An 18,222-nucleotide genomic window follows, 5' to 3' on the forward strand; every position below is an offset into this window, starting at 1 on the left:
GATTGCCTAGCAAATGTCGTTCTCCGTATTGCCCTTGGCAGGGCAGGGCGCTAATACCTTCGCGCATTCCAGTTGAGGAGCCCGCCCATGACCAATGCTTCCACCCAGACCTTCTTCAATCGCTCGCTTGCGGACACCGATCCGGAAATCTTCGGTTCGATCCAAAAGGAACTCGGTCGCCAGCGTCATGAGATCGAGCTGATCGCCTCGGAGAACATCGTTTCCCGGGCGGTCCTGGAAGCCCAGGGCTCCATCATGACCAACAAGTACGCCGAAGGTTATCCGGGCAAGCGCTACTATGGCGGCTGCCAGTTCGTCGATATCGCTGAAGAACTCGCGATCGAACGCGCCAAGAAGCTCTTCGGCGTCAACTTCGCCAACGTTCAGCCGAACTCCGGTTCGCAGATGAACCAGGCCGTCTTCCTTGCGCTACTGCAGCCGGGCGACACCTTCATGGGCCTCGACCTCAACTCGGGCGGTCACCTGACGCACGGTTCGCCGGTCAACATGTCCGGTAAGTGGTTCAACGTCGTCTCCTACGGTGTTCGCGAAGGTGACAACCTGCTCGACATGGACGAAGTCGCTCGCAAGGCTGAGGAAACCAAGCCGAAGCTGATCATCGCCGGCGGCACCGCTTACTCCCGCATATGGGACTGGAAGCGCTTCCGCGAGATCGCTGACTCTGTCGGCGCCTACCTGATGGTCGACATGGCCCACATCGCCGGTCTCGTTGCCGGTGGCCAGCATCCGTCGCCGTTCCCGCACTGCCACGTTGCCACCACCACGACCCACAAGTCGCTGCGCGGCCCGCGCGGTGGTGTCATCCTGACCAACGACGAAGATCTGGCGAAGAAGTTCAACTCGGCCGTCTTCCCGGGTCTCCAGGGTGGTCCGCTCATGCACATCATCGCTGCCAAGGCCGTTGCCTTCGGTGAAGCGCTGCAGCCCGAGTTCAAGGACTACGCGGCCCAGATCGTCAAGAATGCCAAGGCGCTTGCCGAAACGCTGATCGCAGGCGGCCTCGACGTCGTCTCCGGCGGCACCGATAACCACCTGATGCTGGTCGATCTTCGCAAGAAGAATGCGACGGGCAAGCGCGCTGAGGCAGCGCTCGGTCGCGCCTACGTCACCTGCAACAAGAATGGCATCCCGTTCGACCCTGAAAAGCCCTTCGTTACATCAGGTGTCCGCCTCGGCGCGCCTGCCGGCACGACGCGTGGCTTCAAGGAGGCGGAATTCAAGGAAATCGGCAATCTCATCGTCGAGGTTCTCGATGGCCTGAAGGCTGCCAACTCGGACGAAGGCAATGCAAGCGTTGAAGCGGCCGTACGGGACAAGGTGGTCAGCCTGACCAACCGCTTCCCAATGTACGACTACATCGGCTAAGGATAGCGCATGCGCTGCCCATTCTGCGGATCGGAAGACACACAGGTCAAGGATTCACGCCCGGCGGAGGACAATACGTCCATCCGCCGCAGGCGTATTTGTCCCGATTGCGGCGGTCGCTTCACGACCTTCGAGCGCGTGCAGCTGCGCGAGCTCATGGTTGTCAAGAAGACCGGCCGCAAGGTGCCTTTCGACCGCGACAAGCTGGTAAAGTCCTTCGAGATCGCCCTGCGCAAACGGCCGGTCGATCGCGATCGCATCGAGCGCGCCGTTTCCGGCATCGTCCGGCGGCTGGAAAGCTCCGGCGAAGTGGAAATCGGGTCCGAGCAGATCGGTCTGCAGGTGCTTGAAGCCCTGAAGAGCCTCGACGATGTCGGTTTCGTTCGCTACGCCTCGGTCTATCGGGATTTCTCGCATGCCGAGGATTTCGAAAAGGTCATCTCCGAAATCAACGCCAAGATCGCCCGCGATCCCCTGGATAGCTAGCTGATGAGCGCATCGGAAGACGACGCGCGTTTCATGGAAGAGGCGATCCGCCTGGGTCTCCTGCATCTTGGCCAGACATCCACCAATCCGTCGGTCGGCTGCGTCATCGTTCGTGACGGGCAGATCGTCGGGCGCGGCACCACGGCCGTCGGTGGTCGTCCGCACGCCGAGACACAGGCTCTGGCCGACGCTGGCGAGTTGGCGCGCGGCGCCACCGCCTATGTCACGCTCGAACCCTGCTCGCATCATGGCAAGACGCCGCCTTGCGCCGACGCGCTGATCGCCTACGGCGTCGGTCGTGTTGTCATCAGCGTGACCGATCCTGATCCGCGCGTTTCCGGCAGGGGCATATCCATGCTGCGCGATGCCGGTATCGAGGTCGAGGCAGGGATTCTCGAAGACGAAGGCAAGAGATCGCTCGCCGCCTATCTGACCCGCCAGACGAAGAACCGCCCCTATGTGATTCTGAAGCTTGCCGTTTCTCGCGATGGCAAGATCGGCCGTTTGGGCGAGGGCCAGATCGCTATTACCGGCCCGGCGGCGCGCGCCGAAGTGCAGAAGCTGCGCGCCGAGACGGATGCGATCCTTGTCGGCATCGGCACTGCCATTGCCGATGATCCGGAGCTGACGGTGCGCATTCCGGGGCTTGAGAAGCGCTCACCTGTTCGCATCGTGCTGGATCCGTTGCTTGAGCTGCCGCTGGTTTCGAAGCTGGTGCGGACAGCGCGGCAGGTTCCTGTCATTGTGGTGGCCCGCGAGGAGATTTCTGGCTCGGAGACAGAGGAGGGTGCTCCAACCGCCGACGCCGAGAACAGCCAAGTCGATGCCCGCCGCCTAGCCCTTGAGGCAGCCGGCGTAGAAGTCGTCTACTGCCACCCCTACCACCTGGAACAGCTGCTACCAGCACTCGCGTCCCGCAGCATTTCCTCACTGCTGGTCGAGGGCGGCGCCAGAACCGCCAAGCTCTTTCTCGATGCGGGCTATGTCGATCGCATTCTTCTCTATCAGGGCCCGGGCGTGATCGGGCAGGGCGGTATTGAATCGCCGGTGTCGGAGACCGATATGCCATCGGGCTTCCTGCACAGGGGCACTTCCATATTTGGCGAAGATCGCCTGGACGAATACGAAAGAGAACTTTGATGTTTACCGGAATTGTCACCGACGTCGGCACGATCGAATCCGTTTCCCCGTTGAAGGAAGGCATCAAGCTGCGTGTCGCCACCGCCTATGATCCGGCGACCATCGACATGGGTGCTTCGATCTCGCATTCCGGCATTTGCCTGACGGTCACCGGTCTCCCGAGCGATGGCAGCAACGGTCGTTGGTTCGAAGTCGAAGCCTGGGAAGAAGCGCTGCGGTTGACCACGATCGGAACGTGGAAGGAAGGCAGCCGCATCAATCTTGAGCGTTCGCTGAAAATCGGTGACGAGTTGGGCGGCCATATCGTCTCCGGCCACGTCGACGGCAAGGCCGAGATCCTCTCGGTGACCGAAGAAGGTGACGCAACGCGCTTTCGCCTTCGCGCGCCCGAGCATCTCGCCAAGTTCGTGGCCCCCAAGGGCTCGATCGCCCTGGATGGCACGTCGTTGACGGTCAACGCGGTCGACGGCACTGATTTTGACGTCCTGCTGATCCGCCACACGCTTGAGGTTACGACCTGGGGCCAGCGCAAGGCAGGCGACTTCGTCAACTTCGAAGTGGATACGATGGCGCGTTATGCCGCCCGGCTCGCGGAATTTCCCGCAGCAAAGTCCGAGTAAAAAATCGTCGTCGTGATAGCAACGGACAGCGGCAGACCGCCGCCCGTTCGTTCCGCCGAGAGCCGTTTAAAGGGTCTAAGTTGCTGAAATCAACTTACGAATTGTTACTTTGACTTGCCTCGCGGTTGCTCTCCGGCTAGGCGAACTTTCTTGTCCGGCTAGCGCGCTGCGTAAATTTCGCATTCCGCATCCAAAACACGAGCCGAATTTGCTTGCCATTCGACCGAAGGCGTGTTTTGACCGCGACCTGCCGCGTGGCAAGTCCTCTAGGAAATGAAGGTGAAGCATGGCGCGCGAAACCGCTCCCCATATTTTGATCGTCGAAGCCCGTTTCTATGACGATATGGCAGATGCCCTTCTCGAAGGCGCGACCTTCGCATTGAAGGAGGCCGGCGCCACCTATGATGTCGTGACCGTGCCGGGTGCTCTCGAGATTCCCGCGGCCATTGCCATGGCGCTCGATGGAGCAGACAATGAAGGCACGAACTATGACGGCTATGTCGCCCTCGGCATGGTCATTCGTGGCGAGACCTATCATTTCGATATCGTGTCGAACGAATCTTCGCGTGCGTTGATGGATCTCGCAGTCAGTGAATCGCTTGCTCTCGGCAACGGCATTTTGACGGTTGAGAATGACGAACAGGCATGGTCGCGTGTGCGCCGTTCGGACAAGGACAAGGGCGGCTTTGCTGCTCGTGCGGCTCTCACGATGATCGAGCTGAAAAAGAAGTTGGGTGCATAAAGAATGACGAACGAAAACTCGGAGCGTCCGGTCAAGACGGCCAACCAGCGAGGCGCTGCGCGTCTCGCCGCGGTTCAGGCGCTCTACCAGATGGACATCGGTGGAACCGGTGTCCTCGAAATTGTTGCCGAATATGAAGCGCATCGCCTCGGTCAGGAGCTCGACGGCGAGACCTACCTGAAGGCCGACGCTTCCTGGTTCCGCTCCATCGTCTCGGGCGTGGTTCGCGAGCAGACACGCCTCGATCCGTTGATTGCGTCCGCTCTTCAGGACGATTGGGCATTATCGCGCCTCGACAGCACGGTTCGCGCCATCCTGCGCGCCGGCGTGTTTGAAATACTCGAGCGCAAGGACGTGCCGGTTGCGGTCATCGTCACAGAATATGTCGAGATCGCGCAGGCCTTCTTCAGCGAAGATGAGCCGAAGCTGGTGAATGCGGTCCTTGATCGCATTGCCAAGCAGGTGCGTGGCGACGCCAAAAAATAGGGCCAGAACGCTCGCCGCCGAGCGCTCCGCCATTTTGGTCATTCCTCCTTTCCCGTTGCTCCGTAAGGGTTTTCAGCCCTTGCGGGGCTTGACGTCGTTTGTTCCACCACGCAATCTCCACCCGGCGTTGCAGCATTTCTGTGGGAGGAAATCGAGTCGGCGTATTCGCAGCCGGAGAGGGAGTGAGCTCCGGCTCTTTTGGAGGAAAGAGCGAAATGACCATTCTTTTATGCGTAATAGCATGCGGTCTGCTCTCGGTGGTTTACGCCATCTGGGCAACCCGGTCGGTGCTGGCCGCCGATCAGGGCAATAGCCGCATGCAGGAGATCGCGGGCTATATCCGCGAGGGCGCGCAGGCCTATCTGACGCGTCAATACAAGACTATTGCCATCGTCGGTATCGTTGTCTTCATTGTAGCCTGGCTGCTACTCTCCGGCACGGCTGCAATCGGCTTTCTGATCGGAGCCGTTCTTTCTGGCGTTGCAGGCTTCATCGGTATGCACGTGTCTGTCCGGGCGAATGTCCGGACCGCACAGGCCGCATCTCATAGTCTTTCCGCCGGCTTGGAAATTGCCTTCAAGTCGGGAGCCATCACCGGCATGCTCGTTGCAGGCTTGGCCCTTCTCGGCGTTTCCATCTACTTTTTCGTGCTTACCTCGGTGCTCGGACATGATCCCGGCTCGCGTGAGGTTATCGACTCATTGGTCGCGCTTGGCTTCGGCGCGTCGCTGATCTCGATCTTCGCGCGTCTCGGCGGTGGTATTTTCACCAAGGGCGCCGACGTCGGCGGCGATCTCGTTGGCAAGGTCGAGGCCGGAATTCCGGAAGATGATCCGCGTAACCCGGCTACCATCGCTGATAACGTTGGCGACAACGTTGGCGATTGCGCTGGCATGGCGGCAGACCTTTTCGAGACCTACGCTGTGTCAGTGGTCGCGACGATGGTTCTCGCCTCGATCTTCTTTGCGGGTATGCCGACTCTGGAAACGGCGATGATCTACCCGTTGGCGATTTGCGGCGCGTGCATCATCACCTCGATCGTCGGCACGTTCTTCGTCAAGCTTGGCAGCAACGGGTCGATCATGGGCGCGCTCTACAAGGGGCTCATCGTAACCGGCCTGCTGTCGATCGTCGGGCTCGGCCTTGCGACCTCGCTGACGATTGGATGGGGATCCCTCGGAACGCTCGGCGGTGTGGAGACGACAGGAACCGATCTCTTCATTTGCGGCCTTGTCGGCCTTGTCGTCACGGCATTGATCGTGGTGATCACCGAATACTACACCGGCACGAACAAGCGCCCGGTGAATTCGATCGCCCAGGCCTCCGTCACCGGTCACGGGACCAACGTCATCCAGGGGCTTGCAGTCTCTCTTGAATCGACGGCGCTCCCGGCGATCGTCATCGTTGGCGGCATTCTCGCGACCTATCAGCTGGGCGGTCTCTTTGGAACCGGCATTGCCGTCACCGCCATGCTCGGTATTGCCGGCATGATCGTGGCTCTCGATGCCTTCGGACCGGTCACGGACAATGCGGGCGGTATCGCCGAAATGTCCCATCTGCCGCCTGAAGTGCGCAAGTCGACCGACGCGCTCGATGCTGTCGGCAACACGACGAAAGCCGTCACCAAGGGGTATGCGATCGGCTCTGCCGGTCTCGGCGCCCTGGTCCTGTTTGCCGCCTATTCCTACGATCTCAAGTACTTTGCCGCCAATGGTGACAAGTATCCGTATTTTGCAGGCATCGGCGACATTTCATTCGACCTGTCGAATCCCTATGTCGTCGCCGGATTGATCTTCGGCGGTCTCATTCCCTATCTCTTCGGTGGCATCGCGATGACAGCGGTCGGTCGCGCGGCCGGCGCCATCGTCGAGGAGGTTCGCCGGCAGTTCAAGGAGAAGCCCGGCATCATGCAGGGCACCGAGCGGCCTGACTACGGCAAGGCCGTCGATCTTCTGACGAAGGCGGCGATCAGGGAGATGATCATTCCGTCGCTCCTGCCCGTGCTGGCGCCTGTCGTCGTCTACTTCGGCGTGCTTTTGATCTCGGGCTCCAAGGCATCGGCCTTTGCAGCGCTCGGCGCATCGCTCCTCGGCGTGATCATCAACGGTCTCTTCGTCGCGATCTCGATGACATCGGGCGGCGGCGCATGGGACAACGCCAAGAAGTCCTTCGAGGACGGTTTCGTCGACAAGGACGGCGTTCGCCACATGAAGGGATCGGATGCCCACAAGGCTTCCGTGACCGGCGACACCGTGGGCGACCCCTACAAGGATACGGCAGGTCCTGCCGTGAACCCGGCGATCAAGATCACCAACATCGTCGCGCTGCTTCTGCTGGCAATTCTGGCGTAAGCAATACTTCGACAAGGCAAAGAAAAAACCCGCCGGATCGCTCCGGCGGGTTTTTTGATTGGTGTGGCGCCTTTAGCGAAGGCTGCCCGGGTTCTGTGGCGACGCGGGAGCGCCGGCGGTGCCGAACAGGCCCTTGGCCATATTCGCGGCACTGCCACCGGAAAGCAGCTGCTGCAGGAAGGTAAGATCCTTGCCGCCCGTAGGCGTGACGCGCGTGACGGTATCGAAGACCTTGCCGTCCTGGAGGGTGTAGTTCGCGCGACGCGCGACGACGCCGTCCTTGTCGAAATAGATCGCCAGAACGCTCTGGTCGACGACCTTCAGCTTCTGGAACGCGACCGAACGCTCGCGGCGCTGGGAAATATAGTAGAAGACTTCGCCATCGAAGGTGGCCGTGGTCGACGGTGTGCCGAGCGAAAGAAGGACCTGCTCGCGGCTCGAACCTTCCGGGACAAGATTGAGAGACTGCTCGTCGGCAACGTAACCGCCGTTCAGGACGGTGCCGGTCTGGCAGCCGGACAACCCGGCGGAGGCGATCATGATGGCAATGGCGGCATTGCTGAGGAATTTTTTGTCAGACTTGAAATACCGTTTCTTCAACGACATCTACTCCCTAAAGATATTGAAGGCAGCCATTGGCCCGCGAGTGTCGCTGATGCAAAACCATTGTGGCCTTTCCGGGGTCGGATGATTGCCACGGCATCGACGAGTATCCCAGCGCTCTGTCGGCGGCGGCCAGCTTCGGCATTGCAATTCGCGCATGCTTCGGTAAACCAGCTTTCAAAATCATGCAACAAGGCCGGACGCTGCTTGGCGCGAAGAATGAGGCCTTTCCGGAAAAAACAATGATCTTCGGGCTCTTTGGCAAGAAAAACAACAATCAAGCAATCGTCGACCGGCAATATGCGACGCTGACATCGGCTGCGCGCATGCCGGGTTTCTACGAGCATCAGAACGTCCCCGACACTGTCATGGGGCGCTTCGAGATGCTGTCGGCGGTGATGATCCTTTTTTTTCGCAGGACACGCGCCTCGCAAACGAGTGGCCAGGAGCTTGCTCAGGAAATCGTCGACGCCTTCTTCGAGGACATCGACTATTCCATCCGCGAACTGGGTATCGGCGACAATACCGTGCCGAAGCGGATGAAGAAGCTGGCGGGGATGTTTTACGGCCGGCTCGAATCCTATTCCAAGGCCATGGACGCCGGCGACGCCGGGGCCTTGGCAACGGCCCTCGGGCGGAATATTCACCCCAAAACGGCCGAAGCAATTGATATGGGCGGTTTGGCAGGTTGGATGTTTCAGGCCGAAGCCCATCTGTCCGCCCAGTCCGAAGACGTGATTGCAACGGGCTCGGCAACGCTCCCGGCCGTTGCGTGAGGAGACAATCATGACGAAAACACACGACGAAGTACCCTTTTCCTACCTCGTGAAGGTCGGCCACATCTCCGCTAATCCGGTTGAAGTGCGCCTCGAGGCGGATGCAAGGGAGTTGAAGGCCTTGGCTGAGACGTGGAACGTGCTTTCTGTCGAATCTCTCCGCGCAGACCTGCAGATTTCCCGATGGAAGCGCGATGGCGTGCGCGTGAAGGGCAGGGTGAAGGCTAATATCGTCCAGGCATGCGTCGTTACCCTGGAGCCCGTACCATCTGCACTCGACGAAACCTTCGAGCAGATTTTCGTTCCCGAGAATTCGAAGCTGGCGCGTCGCGCGGCAAATGATGCCGGCGAAATGGTCCTTGATCCTGATGGCCCCGATTTGCCGGAAAGCTTCGTCGGAGATACGATTGATGCTGGAGAGGTGGTTACGGAGTTCGCTGCCCTGGCGATCGATCCTTATCCGCGCAAGCAGGGGATCGAGTTCGACAGTCACATAGAGGACACGGGCGAGAACGATAAAAAGCCATCCGCCTTTGCCGTGCTGAAGGACTGGAAAAAGGACTGAAAGCCTTTGGCTATTTGACACAATTCAGTTGTATGCGACGGGAAAACCGGTATTTTGGCCGAAATTTCGCTCTCTCGGGGCGAAAAATAAGGATCAGGGACGCGTGATCAGAATTTCTCTCGACCTCATGGGTGGCGACTTTGGTCCCCAGGTTGTCATCCCCGGTGCCGCGAAGGCGCTGGAAAGACATCCCGATATTACGTTCGTGATGTATGGTTTGAAGGAACAGTGCGAACCCGTTCTCAATCAGTTTCCGAAGGTAAAAGAGAAGTCGATTTTCCACGACTGCGAGCTTGCTGTGCGCATGGACGAGAAGCCGAGCCAGGCTCTCCGCCGTGGCCGTTACGTCTCGACGATGTGGCGCTCCATCGAAGCGGTGAAGACGAAGGAAGCCGACGTCGCGGTTTCGGCCGGAAATACCGGCGCGCTGATGGCCATGGCCAAATTCTGTCTGCGCACGATGGCGAATATCGAACGTCCGGCGATTGCGGCGATCTGGCCGACCCTCAAGGGCGAAAGCATCGTTCTCGATGTGGGCGCGACGATCGGCGCCGATTCGCAGCAGCTAATGGATTTTGCCCTCATGGGTGGCGCCATGGCGCGTGCATTGTTCGATGTCGAGCGCCCGACGATCGGCCTTCTGAATGTCGGCGTCGAAGAGATCAAGGGGCAGGAAGAGGTTCGCGAAGCCGGACGCCTGCTTCGCGAAGCAGACCTCGATTCGCTTGAGTATTTCGGCTTCGTGGAGGGCAATGATCTGGGCAAGGGAACGGTCGACGTTGTCGTCACCGAGGGCTTCTCCGGAAATATTGCGCTGAAGGCTGCCGAAGGCACCGCGCGTCAGATCGGTGAATATCTGCGGGCGGCGATGTCGCGTACCTTGCTGGCAAGGATCGGCTATCTCTTTGCGAAGGGCGCATTCGACATGCTCCGCGAGAAGATGGATCCAAGCCGGGTCAACGGCGGCGTCTTCCTTGGGTTGAATGGCGTGGTCATCAAGAGCCATGGCGGAGCCAATGCCGACGGGATCGCGGCCGCGATCGAGGTCGGCTACGACATGGCCAAGAATGGCCTCAATCAGAAAATAGAAAACGATCTTCAAAAATATCATGCCAAGCGGCAGCCCCCTATCGGGCCGGAAGCCGCGTGAGCGACGGGGTTTAAGCAATATGATCCGTTCAGTGGTTCGTGGTTTCGGGGCAGCGCTTCCGAAGCGCGTAATGACAAATCGCGACATGGAAGATGTCGTCGATACCTCCGACGAATGGATCGTCCAGCGTACGGGTATCCGCCAGCGTTATATTGCCGGTGACGATGAGACGACGTCGTCGCTCGGCGAAGCGGCTGCTCGCGCGGCCCTCGACAAGGCAGGCCTGACACCTGCCGATATCGATCTCATCATCTGTGCCACCTCGACGCCCGACAATACCTTCCCGGCGACGGCGGTGAATATTCAGAACCGTCTGGGCATGACCCACGGATTTGCCTTCGACGTTCAGGCCGTCTGCACCGGATTCGTCTACGCCGTGACCACGGCGGATGCCTACATCCGCGGCGGTCTGGCGAAGCGCGTTCTGGTCATCGGTGCCGAAACCTTCTCACGCATTCTCGACTGGAACGACCGCACGACCTGCGTCCTCTTCGGCGATGGCGCGGGCGCGATCGTGCTCGAGGCGGGCGAGGGCGCTGGCACGACGGCGGATCGCGGCGTTCTGACCGCGCATCTTCGCTCCGACGGCTCGCACAAGGACAAGCTCTACGTCGATGGTGGTCCGTCGAGCACCGGAACGGTCGGCAAGCTTCGCATGGAGGGCCGTGAGGTCTTCAAGTATGCGGTCGGCATGATTACCGACGTGATCGAGGCAGCTTTCAAGGCGACTGATACGACGTCTGACGATCTCGACTGGCTTGTGCCGCATCAGGCCAACCGCCGCATCATCGACGGCTCGGCCAAGAAGCTGAATATCGCGCCGGAAAAGGTCGTCATAACCGTTGACCTGCACGGCAATACCTCGGCCGCTTCGATCCCGCTGGCGCTGGCAACCGCGGCCGCTGACGGTCGTATCAAGCAGGGCGATCTCGTGATGCTGGAAGCGATGGGCGGCGGCTTCACTTGGGGCGCTGTACTGCTGCGCTGGTAGTGCATCCAAAAACCGAAAAAACTGACAACGAACAAGAGCTTGACCGTAAGGCGCAAGACAAATAATCTTCGCTCGTTTCATAAATATCTTAGGCGATGGGCGGGGAAACCATGACCGGAAAAACAGTGACGCGAGCAGATTTGGCAGAGTCCGTTTTTCGCAAGGTTGGTTTATCTCGAACAGAGTCGGCGGAACTCGTGGAGACCGTGATCGACGAGATCTGCAATGCGATCGTCCGCGGCGAAACAGTCAAGCTGTCCTCTTTCGCGACCTTTCAGGTTCGTGACAAGAACGAGCGCATCGGCCGCAACCCGAAGACCGGCGAAGAAGTGCCGATCTCGCCGCGTCGCGTGATGACCTTCAAGGCATCCAACGTCCTGAAGACGCGCATCCTCAAGGCGCACACCTCCCGCAAGGCCAAGCTGAAGCCGGCAAGCCCCGCTCCCTGAGGTTTTTGGGATGCGCGCGCGCCGGCCAGACGGCCGGACCCGCGCTATTCCCTCAGTGATCTGTGCGCTTGTCGAAGACGTGACTTGAATTCACGTCGGCAAACCGTTGAAATATGATGAGTCGCGAAGCATGTTCGCGTCGCTACCGTCGGCGGCGTTCGAGGTGCATGCCCGGACAAGCCTCGAGAGAGCGTAGGGAGTACGATGTTGGACAAGAGCCCGGATGCTTTCCGCACCATCAGCGAGGTGGCGGACGATCTCGATCTTCCGCAACATGTCCTGCGTTTCTGGGAGACGCGATTCCCGCAGATCAAGCCGATGAAGCGTGGCGGCGGACGCCGCTATTATCGCCCTGAGGATATCGACCTTCTCAAGGGCATACGCCATCTGCTCTACGATCACGGCTACACGATCAAGGGCGTGCAGAAGCTCTTGAAGACGAACGGCAACAAGTTCGTCATTTCCATCGGTCATGGCGACCTTGCAAGCGTGCAGGCGCTGACCGGGCATCAGGAGGCGGAAAGCGATCCGCGCGTTGCCACGGCAGAGGAAGATCAGGTCGTTGGCCGCGCCAAGCCGCCGATCACGCGCCGCTTTTTCAATTTCGTCGGCGGAGAAGACGAATCTCCTGAAGTCTCGATCGGCAAATCGAGTGTCGGCAAGGAGGATCGGGCCTTGTTGCAGGAGGCGCTCTACGACCTGCTTGAATGCAAGCGTCTTCTTGACCAGGTCCGCTAGTACGCCGACCTGTCGCTGATAACCTTTCCGGATGAGCCCCCGGGAAGGGCTCTCTTGCCAAGCTTTAAGGAAATTCCCGTGTCCGCATCTCGCGCCGTATTCGACAAGCCGTACGAAGCATTTCTGTTCGACATGGACGGAACGCTTCTCAATTCGATCGCCGTCGTAGAGCGCGTTTGGGCGGGTTGGGCGGTGAGGCACGGTATAGAGCCTGAGGTCTTCCTGAAGACCATTCACGGCATTCGCGCGGTTGACGTCATCAAACAGCTGGCATTGCCGGGTGTCGATCCGGTCGTTGAGGCGAAGCTGCTGCTCGACGAGGAGATGGAAGACGTGGACGGTATCCTCGCGATACCGGGCGCGCTGGCATTTATCGCGGGGATACCCCGGGAGCGCTGGGCAATCGTCACGTCGGCACCGATAGAACTCGCAAAGCGCCGGATGACCGCTGCGGGGATTCCGACACCTGCGGTATTGGTGAGCGGCGAGGAAGTCTCAGCCGGCAAGCCGAGCCCGGAAGGCTATCTCCTGGGCGCTCGCCGGCTTGGTGTCGATCCGGCGAAATGCCTGGTATTCGAGGACGCGGTCGCCGGCATCCTGGCTGGTGAAGCAGCCGGCGCGGATGTGACCGTCATCACGGCCACCCACGCCACGCCCTTCGAGACGCCGCATTTTTCGACGCCTGACTATCTCGGGCTGCGCGTCGCTTCGACCGAAGGATCGGTCAGCCTTCAGCGTTAGTTCTTGCGCTGAAGCGCCTGCCTGCGCATTCGCTCGAATGCGGCCAGCATTCTCGCTTTCACGAAGGCAAGGGTGCCGAGCTCGTAGCCGCAGGTGAAGCAGGTGACGATGTCGCTGTTGCGCGGCTCGGCATGCTCGAATTTCATGCGGGTGTTTCTGCACTTGGGGCAGGGGATTTCAATCTGCATATCAAAGGCTCCTCTATAAGGCTCTCCTTAGTCAGGAGCAGCGGCTTGAGCAAGAGCTTTGGCTATCCTGACCCGGGCGGTCGTTGCTGCGTCAAAGAAGAAGTGAAGGCGGATGAAGATGCTGTCCGCATGTCCTCCAGTGTTTGGATAAGCCCTTTTATTTCGAGCGTCCGCATTTTTCGCTTGCACGGAAAAAGCCAAAAGACTAACAGGATCAGGCCGTAAAGGCAGGTCGGGGCGTAGCGCAGCCCGGTAGCGCACTTGACTGGGGGTCAAGGGGTCGCAGGTTCAAATCCTGTCGCCCCGACCATTAAAATCTTGATTGCCCCAGCTTTCTTACAGGACAGACAACCTTGGATCTCGTGTCGACGATGCGCGACTGCGGGACATTCGCATTCTGCTTGCCTGCTAAGCTGCTGAGATCATTCTGAATGCTGTCCGTCCGTGGCATGGCGTTGTGATGCACGGTGACAGGGTTGCGGCCAGCACCTCCGCTGCGTAGAGCGCTGCATCGGCGCACACGATCGCGTCGTGTATCGCCGGCATTGGCATCGGCTTCGCCAATGCCAAAGCTTACCGTGATCCGCTCTGCGATGCCCGTGCAAGGCGCTCCGCGTCAGCTCCACTCCTTTCCGTGATAGCGATGATTGACTCCTCGATTCCGTCGGTGTGACGGCTACAGATCGGCAATCACGCAGCTCTCCTTTTCAGAGACTTTCGGGCTCTGTTCGATCTCCAAGCTTTAACGATGAAATAAAAATTATGTAAAGCCATGAGAAAGTTGGAATATAAGCAAATGTAAATCTAATTCCCGATCGCTTCGAAACTCGCATTTCTGGAGACGATGCAGTGAATATGTTAGGGTAACGTCAATTAGTGCTGGGGATATATATGGCTTCCATAGAATTAACCTCTGATTGCAGAGAGGCTGTTTCTAGAGCATTCCTGGATTTGGCTGAAAAGACCGTTTCGGCTGGCATGCGGCAAGGCGACGTAGCGTTGCTGTTGCTTGACCTTGCCGAAGCTTATTTGATGAAGGTCAGCGGCGAGATAATCGCCGAAGGCTCTATCCAATCGCAAGTGATTCACGACCGCCTGAAGAACTGATGAGCGCGCCCAATCACATTAGTGTTTCATAAGATAATGCGAGTTGATTAACGGTAGAGTGGCGAGCATAGTGCCTGCATTGCCGGCTATGGGAGTGGCTGCCGGCCCGGTGGTTTTCCGTTTCGGCCCTCCGTGGGTGATATAACCTATGCTTAGATCGCCAATATTTCCGCGTGATCTGCCTCTGTTTTCGGAGGATCTGGATATCCTTTCCGACGTTCTCGACGACGTTTGCCGCCACAGGCAGATTGCGCGAAACTGCCCGCGAGCCGAGCAGATCGCATCGCGTCTCATTGAGCTGTATCGCCAGGGCGTCAAAGATCAGAAGACCCTTGCCGCCCTCGCCAAAGCCTATCTCTGAAGATTACTTCTGCTCGATCGAAACGCCGTTCTGGCCGATACTCATCTCGATCCCTTCAGGCTTGCTCTCCTCGTGCAAAATATAGGCTCCAAGCCCAATGACGATAACCACCAGCGCGCCAATAACGAGATAGAGTCTGTTGCCGTTTCTCACGCAAACCTCTGCAATATGTTGAATACGCGAGATAAACGCGAACCTGAGGCTTTGGTTCCCACTCAGTCGTCGTTGGTCGCGTTGAGATTTTCCGGCCGAAGGCCTTCGTCGGCACTGGTGCGCGCCTTGAGCCTGACGCCCGGGCCGCCCTCGTCGTGATTGCCGCTGGCAAGGAAGATAACGCCGGCGGCTTCGAGCGCCTGCTTGACGGCAAGCAATGCCTGCGGCTCTCCCGAGGAATGGCCTTGTTCGAGGGTTTCGATGATTGCGGCTGGCAGTCCCGATGCGGTTGCCAGCTGCTGGATGCTCATGCCCGTCATGGCGCGGGCGCCGCGCATTTGTGTTGCTGTGATCATCAGGTAAGTCTAGCGCGCCAATGACGGTTCGCAAGTGTCTCGCCGATGCTGCCTGGCGTTTATGACCGACCTCGTCGCGCCTCGAGGGCGGCGCAACCCCAGACGACGCCGAACAGCAGATACACATGGCGCCAGTGGTCGATGTCGATGACGTTTCCGATCGCGGCGTGGCCGAGGATGGCAATCCACCCGATCATCAAATACGGCTGCCAGGGGCGGTCCTTAAGCAGGTTCTTAAAGCCGAGATAGAATGTCCAGCAGAGCATACTCACGTAGCTGATGAAGCCAAGCCATCCGTAGGTGGTCAGCGATTTCAGCCAGATATTGTGCTCGTCTTCAGGGAAGATCGTCCCGAATACCATCGGCCCGATGCCGAGCGGGCGCTCCATCATCATGGTGAAACCGATTCGATGCCGGTCGAAACGCCCGAGATGCTCGCCATCGTACTGCTGCACGAGCTGCGCGCGTGTCGAAAAGAGATCGGCAACCTTTGGAAACTGCAGGGCGATCAAGAGAGATGCCGTCATCATCCCGATCGCGGCGAGCGACAGGATCAGAATGCGCAGGCGAAACGCTCCGCTCCGCTCCTTCAGCATCATCACGAAGATCAGCAGAATGATCGTGAGAAGGAACAGGCCCCAGGCCGCACGCGAGAATGACAGGAAGACGCCGAGCGCCAGGATCAACAGCGCGCCGGCCTTGATCGGCGCAGTCCTAAGCGAGCCTGTCAGGATACCATGCACGAGATACAGGGAAGGGGGGACGAGGAACGGACCGAACACGTTCGGGTCCTGAAACGCTCCCTTGGCTCGATCGTAGAGTGTAAAGACCTCGGAGCCTGGAAATGCATGGAAATAGCCGAGGATCCCGAGCAGCGACGTAATCACCGCAGCGATCGTCCAGGCATTGAAGATGAGCGGGAGACGGCGGTGGCTGTCCTCGATGATCGCGGCATAAAAGATCGAGGTCAGCGCCAGGAACGTCGATACCGCGACATACATCGGTCCGTCGGCCAGGTCACGCATCTGCGTCAGCGACAGCATGCCGCCGACATTGAAGGTCAGAAGCAAGGCGAGCAGTGGTGCCGTCGTCCGCGATATGCGCAGCCCGAGGATGAACCACAGGCCAACGAGGCCCGCCATCCACAACTCATAAGGCGCCGGCTCGTTGATGACGAAACCGGACAGGAACACGCCGAAGCCGACCGCTGCCGACCCGATCAGGCGGAGCGTCGCTCTCTGCGGCTGAGCGACACGCGAGTATGTCGCTTCCATCGCAGTCAATATGCGTTTTCCGTGTTGAAGAGCCGGAAAGGCGTCAGGAACAGGATTTTCAGATCGAACCACAGCGACCAGTTCTCGATGTAGTAGAGGTCGTATGCGGTACGGAACTTGATCTTGTCGTCGTTGTCGACCTCGCCGCGCCAGCCATTGATCTGAGCCCATCCGGTAACGCCGGGTTTGACGCGATGGCGCGCGAAATAGCCCTCGACGACATCGCCGAATGCCCGGTCACGTGCCTGGGCGAGCACGGCGTGCGGACGAGGGCCGACGAGCGACAGGTCGCCCTTCAGCACGTTGAACAACTGGGGAAGCTCGTCGATCGAGGACTTCCGGATGAAGCGGCCGACCGGGGTCACGCGCGCGTCGCCCTTGGTGACGGCGGCGCGTCCCGTCGGGTCGGCTTTGTCCGCGTACATGGAGCGGAACTTGAAGACGTTGATGACCTCATTGTTGAAGCCGTGACGCTTCTGCATGAAGAACACAGGGCCCTTCGACGTCAGCTTTATGGCGATGGCAGTGCCGAGCATGATCGGCCAGAGCAGGCAGAGCGCGAAGAGGGCGAAGAAGATGTCAAAACAGCGCTTGGCGACCGAATCCCAGTCGCGAATCGGCTTGTTGAAGATGTCGAGCATCGGGATCGCGCCGATATGCGAATAGGCGCGCGGACGGAAGCGAAGGCGGTTTGCGTGCGCTGCCAGACGGATGTCGAGCGGTAGAACCCATAGCTTCTTGAGCAATTGGAAGATGCGCGCCTCGGCGCTGAGCGGCAGCGCGATGATGAGCATGTCGAGGCGTGTGAGACGGGCGAACTCGACGAGCTCGGCCACGGTGCCGAGCTTGGGATAGCCGGCCACCATGATCGGCGAGCGCTTTTCGCCGCGATCATCGAAAATACCGCAAATTCGGATGTCGTTGTCGGGCTGCATCTCGAGCGAACGGATCAGCTCCTTCGCAGGCTCGCCGCCTCCGACGATGACCGCCCGGCGCTCCATGATGCCGTTGCGTACCCAGTTGCGGATGCCATAGGCGACGAGAAAGCGGCTCGCCAGCAGGAATAGCGCACTCATCCCGAACCAGAGGCCATAGGCATCGACGTCGGCCAGGCCAGCGTTGCGCACCAGTAGCATGCCGACGGCGGTCGCAAGAAAGACGCCCATCCACACCCCGAGAATGCGCGGCAGGAGGCGTATTCTCGAGCGGAGTGCAGGAATGGAATAGGTATCGGCGGTCTGCAGCGCGAGGATCAGCAGCCCGGAAGCGAAGGCGCCTGAGAGCGCACGCCCGCCGAAGGTCTCGTCAACAGCCGGCCAGACAAGGAAGGTCACGAGCGCGATCGCCAACTGCGACAGGAACTCGAACAGCCGCAATTGCCCGATGAGCATGACGGGCGAGTGTGTGCTTTCGGCGAACTGTTCCGCTATTTGCCGCGCATACTCATTGAGCGGCTCGGCGGGGTGCGCATCATCGGCCGTGTTGCGTTGATTGACGTCGGAAACCTGTCTGCGCAATGCTTCCAGGTCGAACTGATCGTTCTTTTCTGCCTTATTCAT

The 18,222-nt window shown here is 59.4% G+C and carries 22 protein-coding genes and 1 tRNA gene; 17 read left to right on the forward strand and 6 right to left on the reverse strand.

The window, feature by feature from the left end; genetic code table 11:
* Positions 1-87 precede the first annotated feature (87 nt).
* The 7 genes from glyA (at position 88) to ASE04_RS28085 (ending at position 7,211) form a co-directional block, all read left to right on the forward strand.
* Positions 88-1,386: a serine hydroxymethyltransferase gene (gene glyA / locus ASE04_RS28055; protein ID WP_056825635.1), complete on the forward strand. Its 1,299-nt coding sequence runs from the start codon at positions 88-90 to the stop codon at positions 1,384-1,386.
* 9 nt (positions 1,387-1,395) lie between these two features.
* Positions 1,396-1,872 (forward strand): transcriptional regulator NrdR, encoded by a 477-nt coding sequence (gene nrdR, locus ASE04_RS28060; protein WP_056825637.1) that lies wholly within the window; start codon positions 1,396-1,398, stop codon positions 1,870-1,872.
* Between the two features lie 3 nt (positions 1,873-1,875).
* Positions 1,876-3,012 carry a bifunctional diaminohydroxyphosphoribosylaminopyrimidine deaminase/5-amino-6-(5-phosphoribosylamino)uracil reductase RibD gene (gene ribD / locus ASE04_RS28065; protein ID WP_056825639.1) on the forward strand — a complete coding sequence of 379 codons (1,137 nt, stop codon included), beginning with the start codon at positions 1,876-1,878 and terminating at the stop codon, positions 3,010-3,012.
* Entirely contained in the window at positions 3,012-3,632 is a 621-nt protein-coding gene (locus ASE04_RS28070) for a riboflavin synthase (protein ID WP_056825642.1), read from the forward strand. Before ribD ends, ASE04_RS28070 begins: the two co-directional genes overlap by 1 nt.
* A gap of 286 nt (positions 3,633-3,918) precedes the next feature.
* Positions 3,919-4,374, forward strand: coding sequence for a 6,7-dimethyl-8-ribityllumazine synthase (gene ribH, locus ASE04_RS28075; RefSeq protein WP_056825644.1), 456 nt, complete (start codon positions 3,919-3,921; stop codon positions 4,372-4,374).
* Positions 4,375-4,377: 3 nt separating this feature from the next.
* Positions 4,378-4,860 (forward strand): transcription antitermination factor NusB, encoded by a 483-nt coding sequence (gene nusB / locus ASE04_RS28080; protein ID WP_056825646.1) that lies wholly within the window; start codon positions 4,378-4,380, stop codon positions 4,858-4,860.
* Between the two features lie 215 nt (positions 4,861-5,075).
* Positions 5,076-7,211: a sodium-translocating pyrophosphatase gene (locus tag ASE04_RS28085; RefSeq protein WP_056825647.1), complete on the forward strand. Its 2,136-nt coding sequence runs from the start codon at positions 5,076-5,078 to the stop codon at positions 7,209-7,211.
* A 72-nt stretch (positions 7,212-7,283) separates the two neighbouring features.
* Here ASE04_RS28085 and ASE04_RS28090 read toward each other — a convergent pair whose 3' ends face one another.
* Positions 7,284-7,817, reverse strand: coding sequence for an outer membrane protein assembly factor BamE (locus tag ASE04_RS28090; protein WP_056825649.1), 534 nt, complete (start codon positions 7,815-7,817; stop codon positions 7,284-7,286).
* A gap of 182 nt (positions 7,818-7,999) precedes the next feature.
* Between ASE04_RS28090 and ASE04_RS28095 the strand changes: the two genes are divergently transcribed.
* The 7 genes from ASE04_RS28095 to ASE04_RS28125 all read left to right on the forward strand — a co-directional run bounded on the left by ASE04_RS28095 (position 8,000) and on the right by ASE04_RS28125 (position 13,224).
* A complete protein-coding gene (locus ASE04_RS28095; protein ID WP_056825870.1) occupies positions 8,000-8,590 on the forward strand; it encodes a ubiquinol-cytochrome C chaperone family protein in 591 nt (196 codons plus the stop codon).
* A 10-nt stretch (positions 8,591-8,600) separates the two neighbouring features.
* Positions 8,601-9,155, forward strand: coding sequence for a YceD family protein (locus ASE04_RS28100; protein ID WP_056825651.1), 555 nt, complete (start codon positions 8,601-8,603; stop codon positions 9,153-9,155).
* A gap of 103 nt (positions 9,156-9,258) precedes the next feature.
* Positions 9,259-10,305, forward strand: a complete 1,047-nt coding sequence (plsX, locus tag ASE04_RS28105; RefSeq protein WP_056825653.1) for a phosphate acyltransferase PlsX — start codon at positions 9,259-9,261, stop codon at positions 10,303-10,305.
* Between the two features lie 19 nt (positions 10,306-10,324).
* Positions 10,325-11,296 (forward strand): beta-ketoacyl-ACP synthase III, encoded by a 972-nt coding sequence (locus tag ASE04_RS28110; protein WP_056825656.1) that lies wholly within the window; start codon positions 10,325-10,327, stop codon positions 11,294-11,296.
* A gap of 110 nt (positions 11,297-11,406) precedes the next feature.
* A complete protein-coding gene (locus ASE04_RS28115) occupies positions 11,407-11,745 on the forward strand; it encodes an integration host factor subunit alpha (RefSeq protein WP_056825658.1) in 339 nt (112 codons plus the stop codon).
* A 204-nt stretch (positions 11,746-11,949) separates the two neighbouring features.
* On the forward strand, positions 11,950-12,483 hold the full coding sequence (locus ASE04_RS28120; protein WP_056825660.1) for a MerR family transcriptional regulator: 534 nt from the start codon (positions 11,950-11,952) through the stop codon (positions 12,481-12,483).
* Positions 12,484-12,561: 78 nt separating this feature from the next.
* Positions 12,562-13,224, forward strand: coding sequence for an HAD family hydrolase (locus tag ASE04_RS28125; RefSeq protein ID WP_056825662.1), 663 nt, complete (start codon positions 12,562-12,564; stop codon positions 13,222-13,224).
* Here the strand turns inward: ASE04_RS28125 and ASE04_RS30865 are convergent.
* Positions 13,221-13,412, reverse strand: coding sequence for a hypothetical protein (locus tag ASE04_RS30865; protein ID WP_156408897.1), 192 nt, complete (start codon positions 13,410-13,412; stop codon positions 13,221-13,223). The genes ASE04_RS28125 and ASE04_RS30865 overlap by 4 nt on opposite strands.
* 233 nt (positions 13,413-13,645) lie before the next feature.
* Here ASE04_RS30865 and ASE04_RS28130 point away from each other — a divergent pair.
* The 3 genes from ASE04_RS28130 (at position 13,646) to ASE04_RS28140 (ending at position 14,880) form a co-directional block, all read left to right on the forward strand.
* Positions 13,646-13,722, forward strand: a tRNA-Pro gene (locus ASE04_RS28130).
* A gap of 581 nt (positions 13,723-14,303) precedes the next feature.
* A complete protein-coding gene (locus tag ASE04_RS28135) occupies positions 14,304-14,519 on the forward strand; it encodes a hypothetical protein (protein WP_056825872.1) in 216 nt (71 codons plus the stop codon).
* A 148-nt stretch (positions 14,520-14,667) separates the two neighbouring features.
* Positions 14,668-14,880: a hypothetical protein gene (locus tag ASE04_RS28140; protein ID WP_056825664.1), complete on the forward strand. Its 213-nt coding sequence runs from the start codon at positions 14,668-14,670 to the stop codon at positions 14,878-14,880.
* A gap of 3 nt (positions 14,881-14,883) precedes the next feature.
* On the opposite strand, the gene ASE04_RS31330 is transcribed toward ASE04_RS28140, so the two are convergent.
* From ASE04_RS31330 to ASE04_RS28155, 4 genes are all read right to left on the reverse strand, one after another.
* Complete coding sequence (locus tag ASE04_RS31330; protein WP_200960778.1) at positions 14,884-15,033, reverse strand: hypothetical protein; 150 nt, start codon at positions 15,031-15,033, stop codon at positions 14,884-14,886.
* Positions 15,034-15,095: 62 nt separating this feature from the next.
* Positions 15,096-15,389, reverse strand: a complete 294-nt coding sequence (locus ASE04_RS28145) for a hypothetical protein (RefSeq protein WP_056825666.1) — start codon at positions 15,387-15,389, stop codon at positions 15,096-15,098.
* A 59-nt stretch (positions 15,390-15,448) separates the two neighbouring features.
* The gene (locus ASE04_RS28150) at positions 15,449-16,672 is read right to left on the reverse strand and encodes an O-antigen ligase family protein (RefSeq protein ID WP_056825667.1); all 1,224 of its coding nucleotides are present in this window, start codon (positions 16,670-16,672) and stop codon (positions 15,449-15,451) included.
* Complete coding sequence (locus ASE04_RS28155) at positions 16,669-18,222, reverse strand: undecaprenyl-phosphate glucose phosphotransferase (protein WP_056825668.1); 1,554 nt, start codon at positions 18,220-18,222, stop codon at positions 16,669-16,671. The genes ASE04_RS28150 and ASE04_RS28155 overlap by 4 nt, the downstream gene beginning before the upstream one ends.

The organism is Rhizobium sp. Root708 (assembly GCF_001429725.1).
GTDB lineage: Bacteria > Pseudomonadota > Alphaproteobacteria > Rhizobiales > Rhizobiaceae > Rhizobium.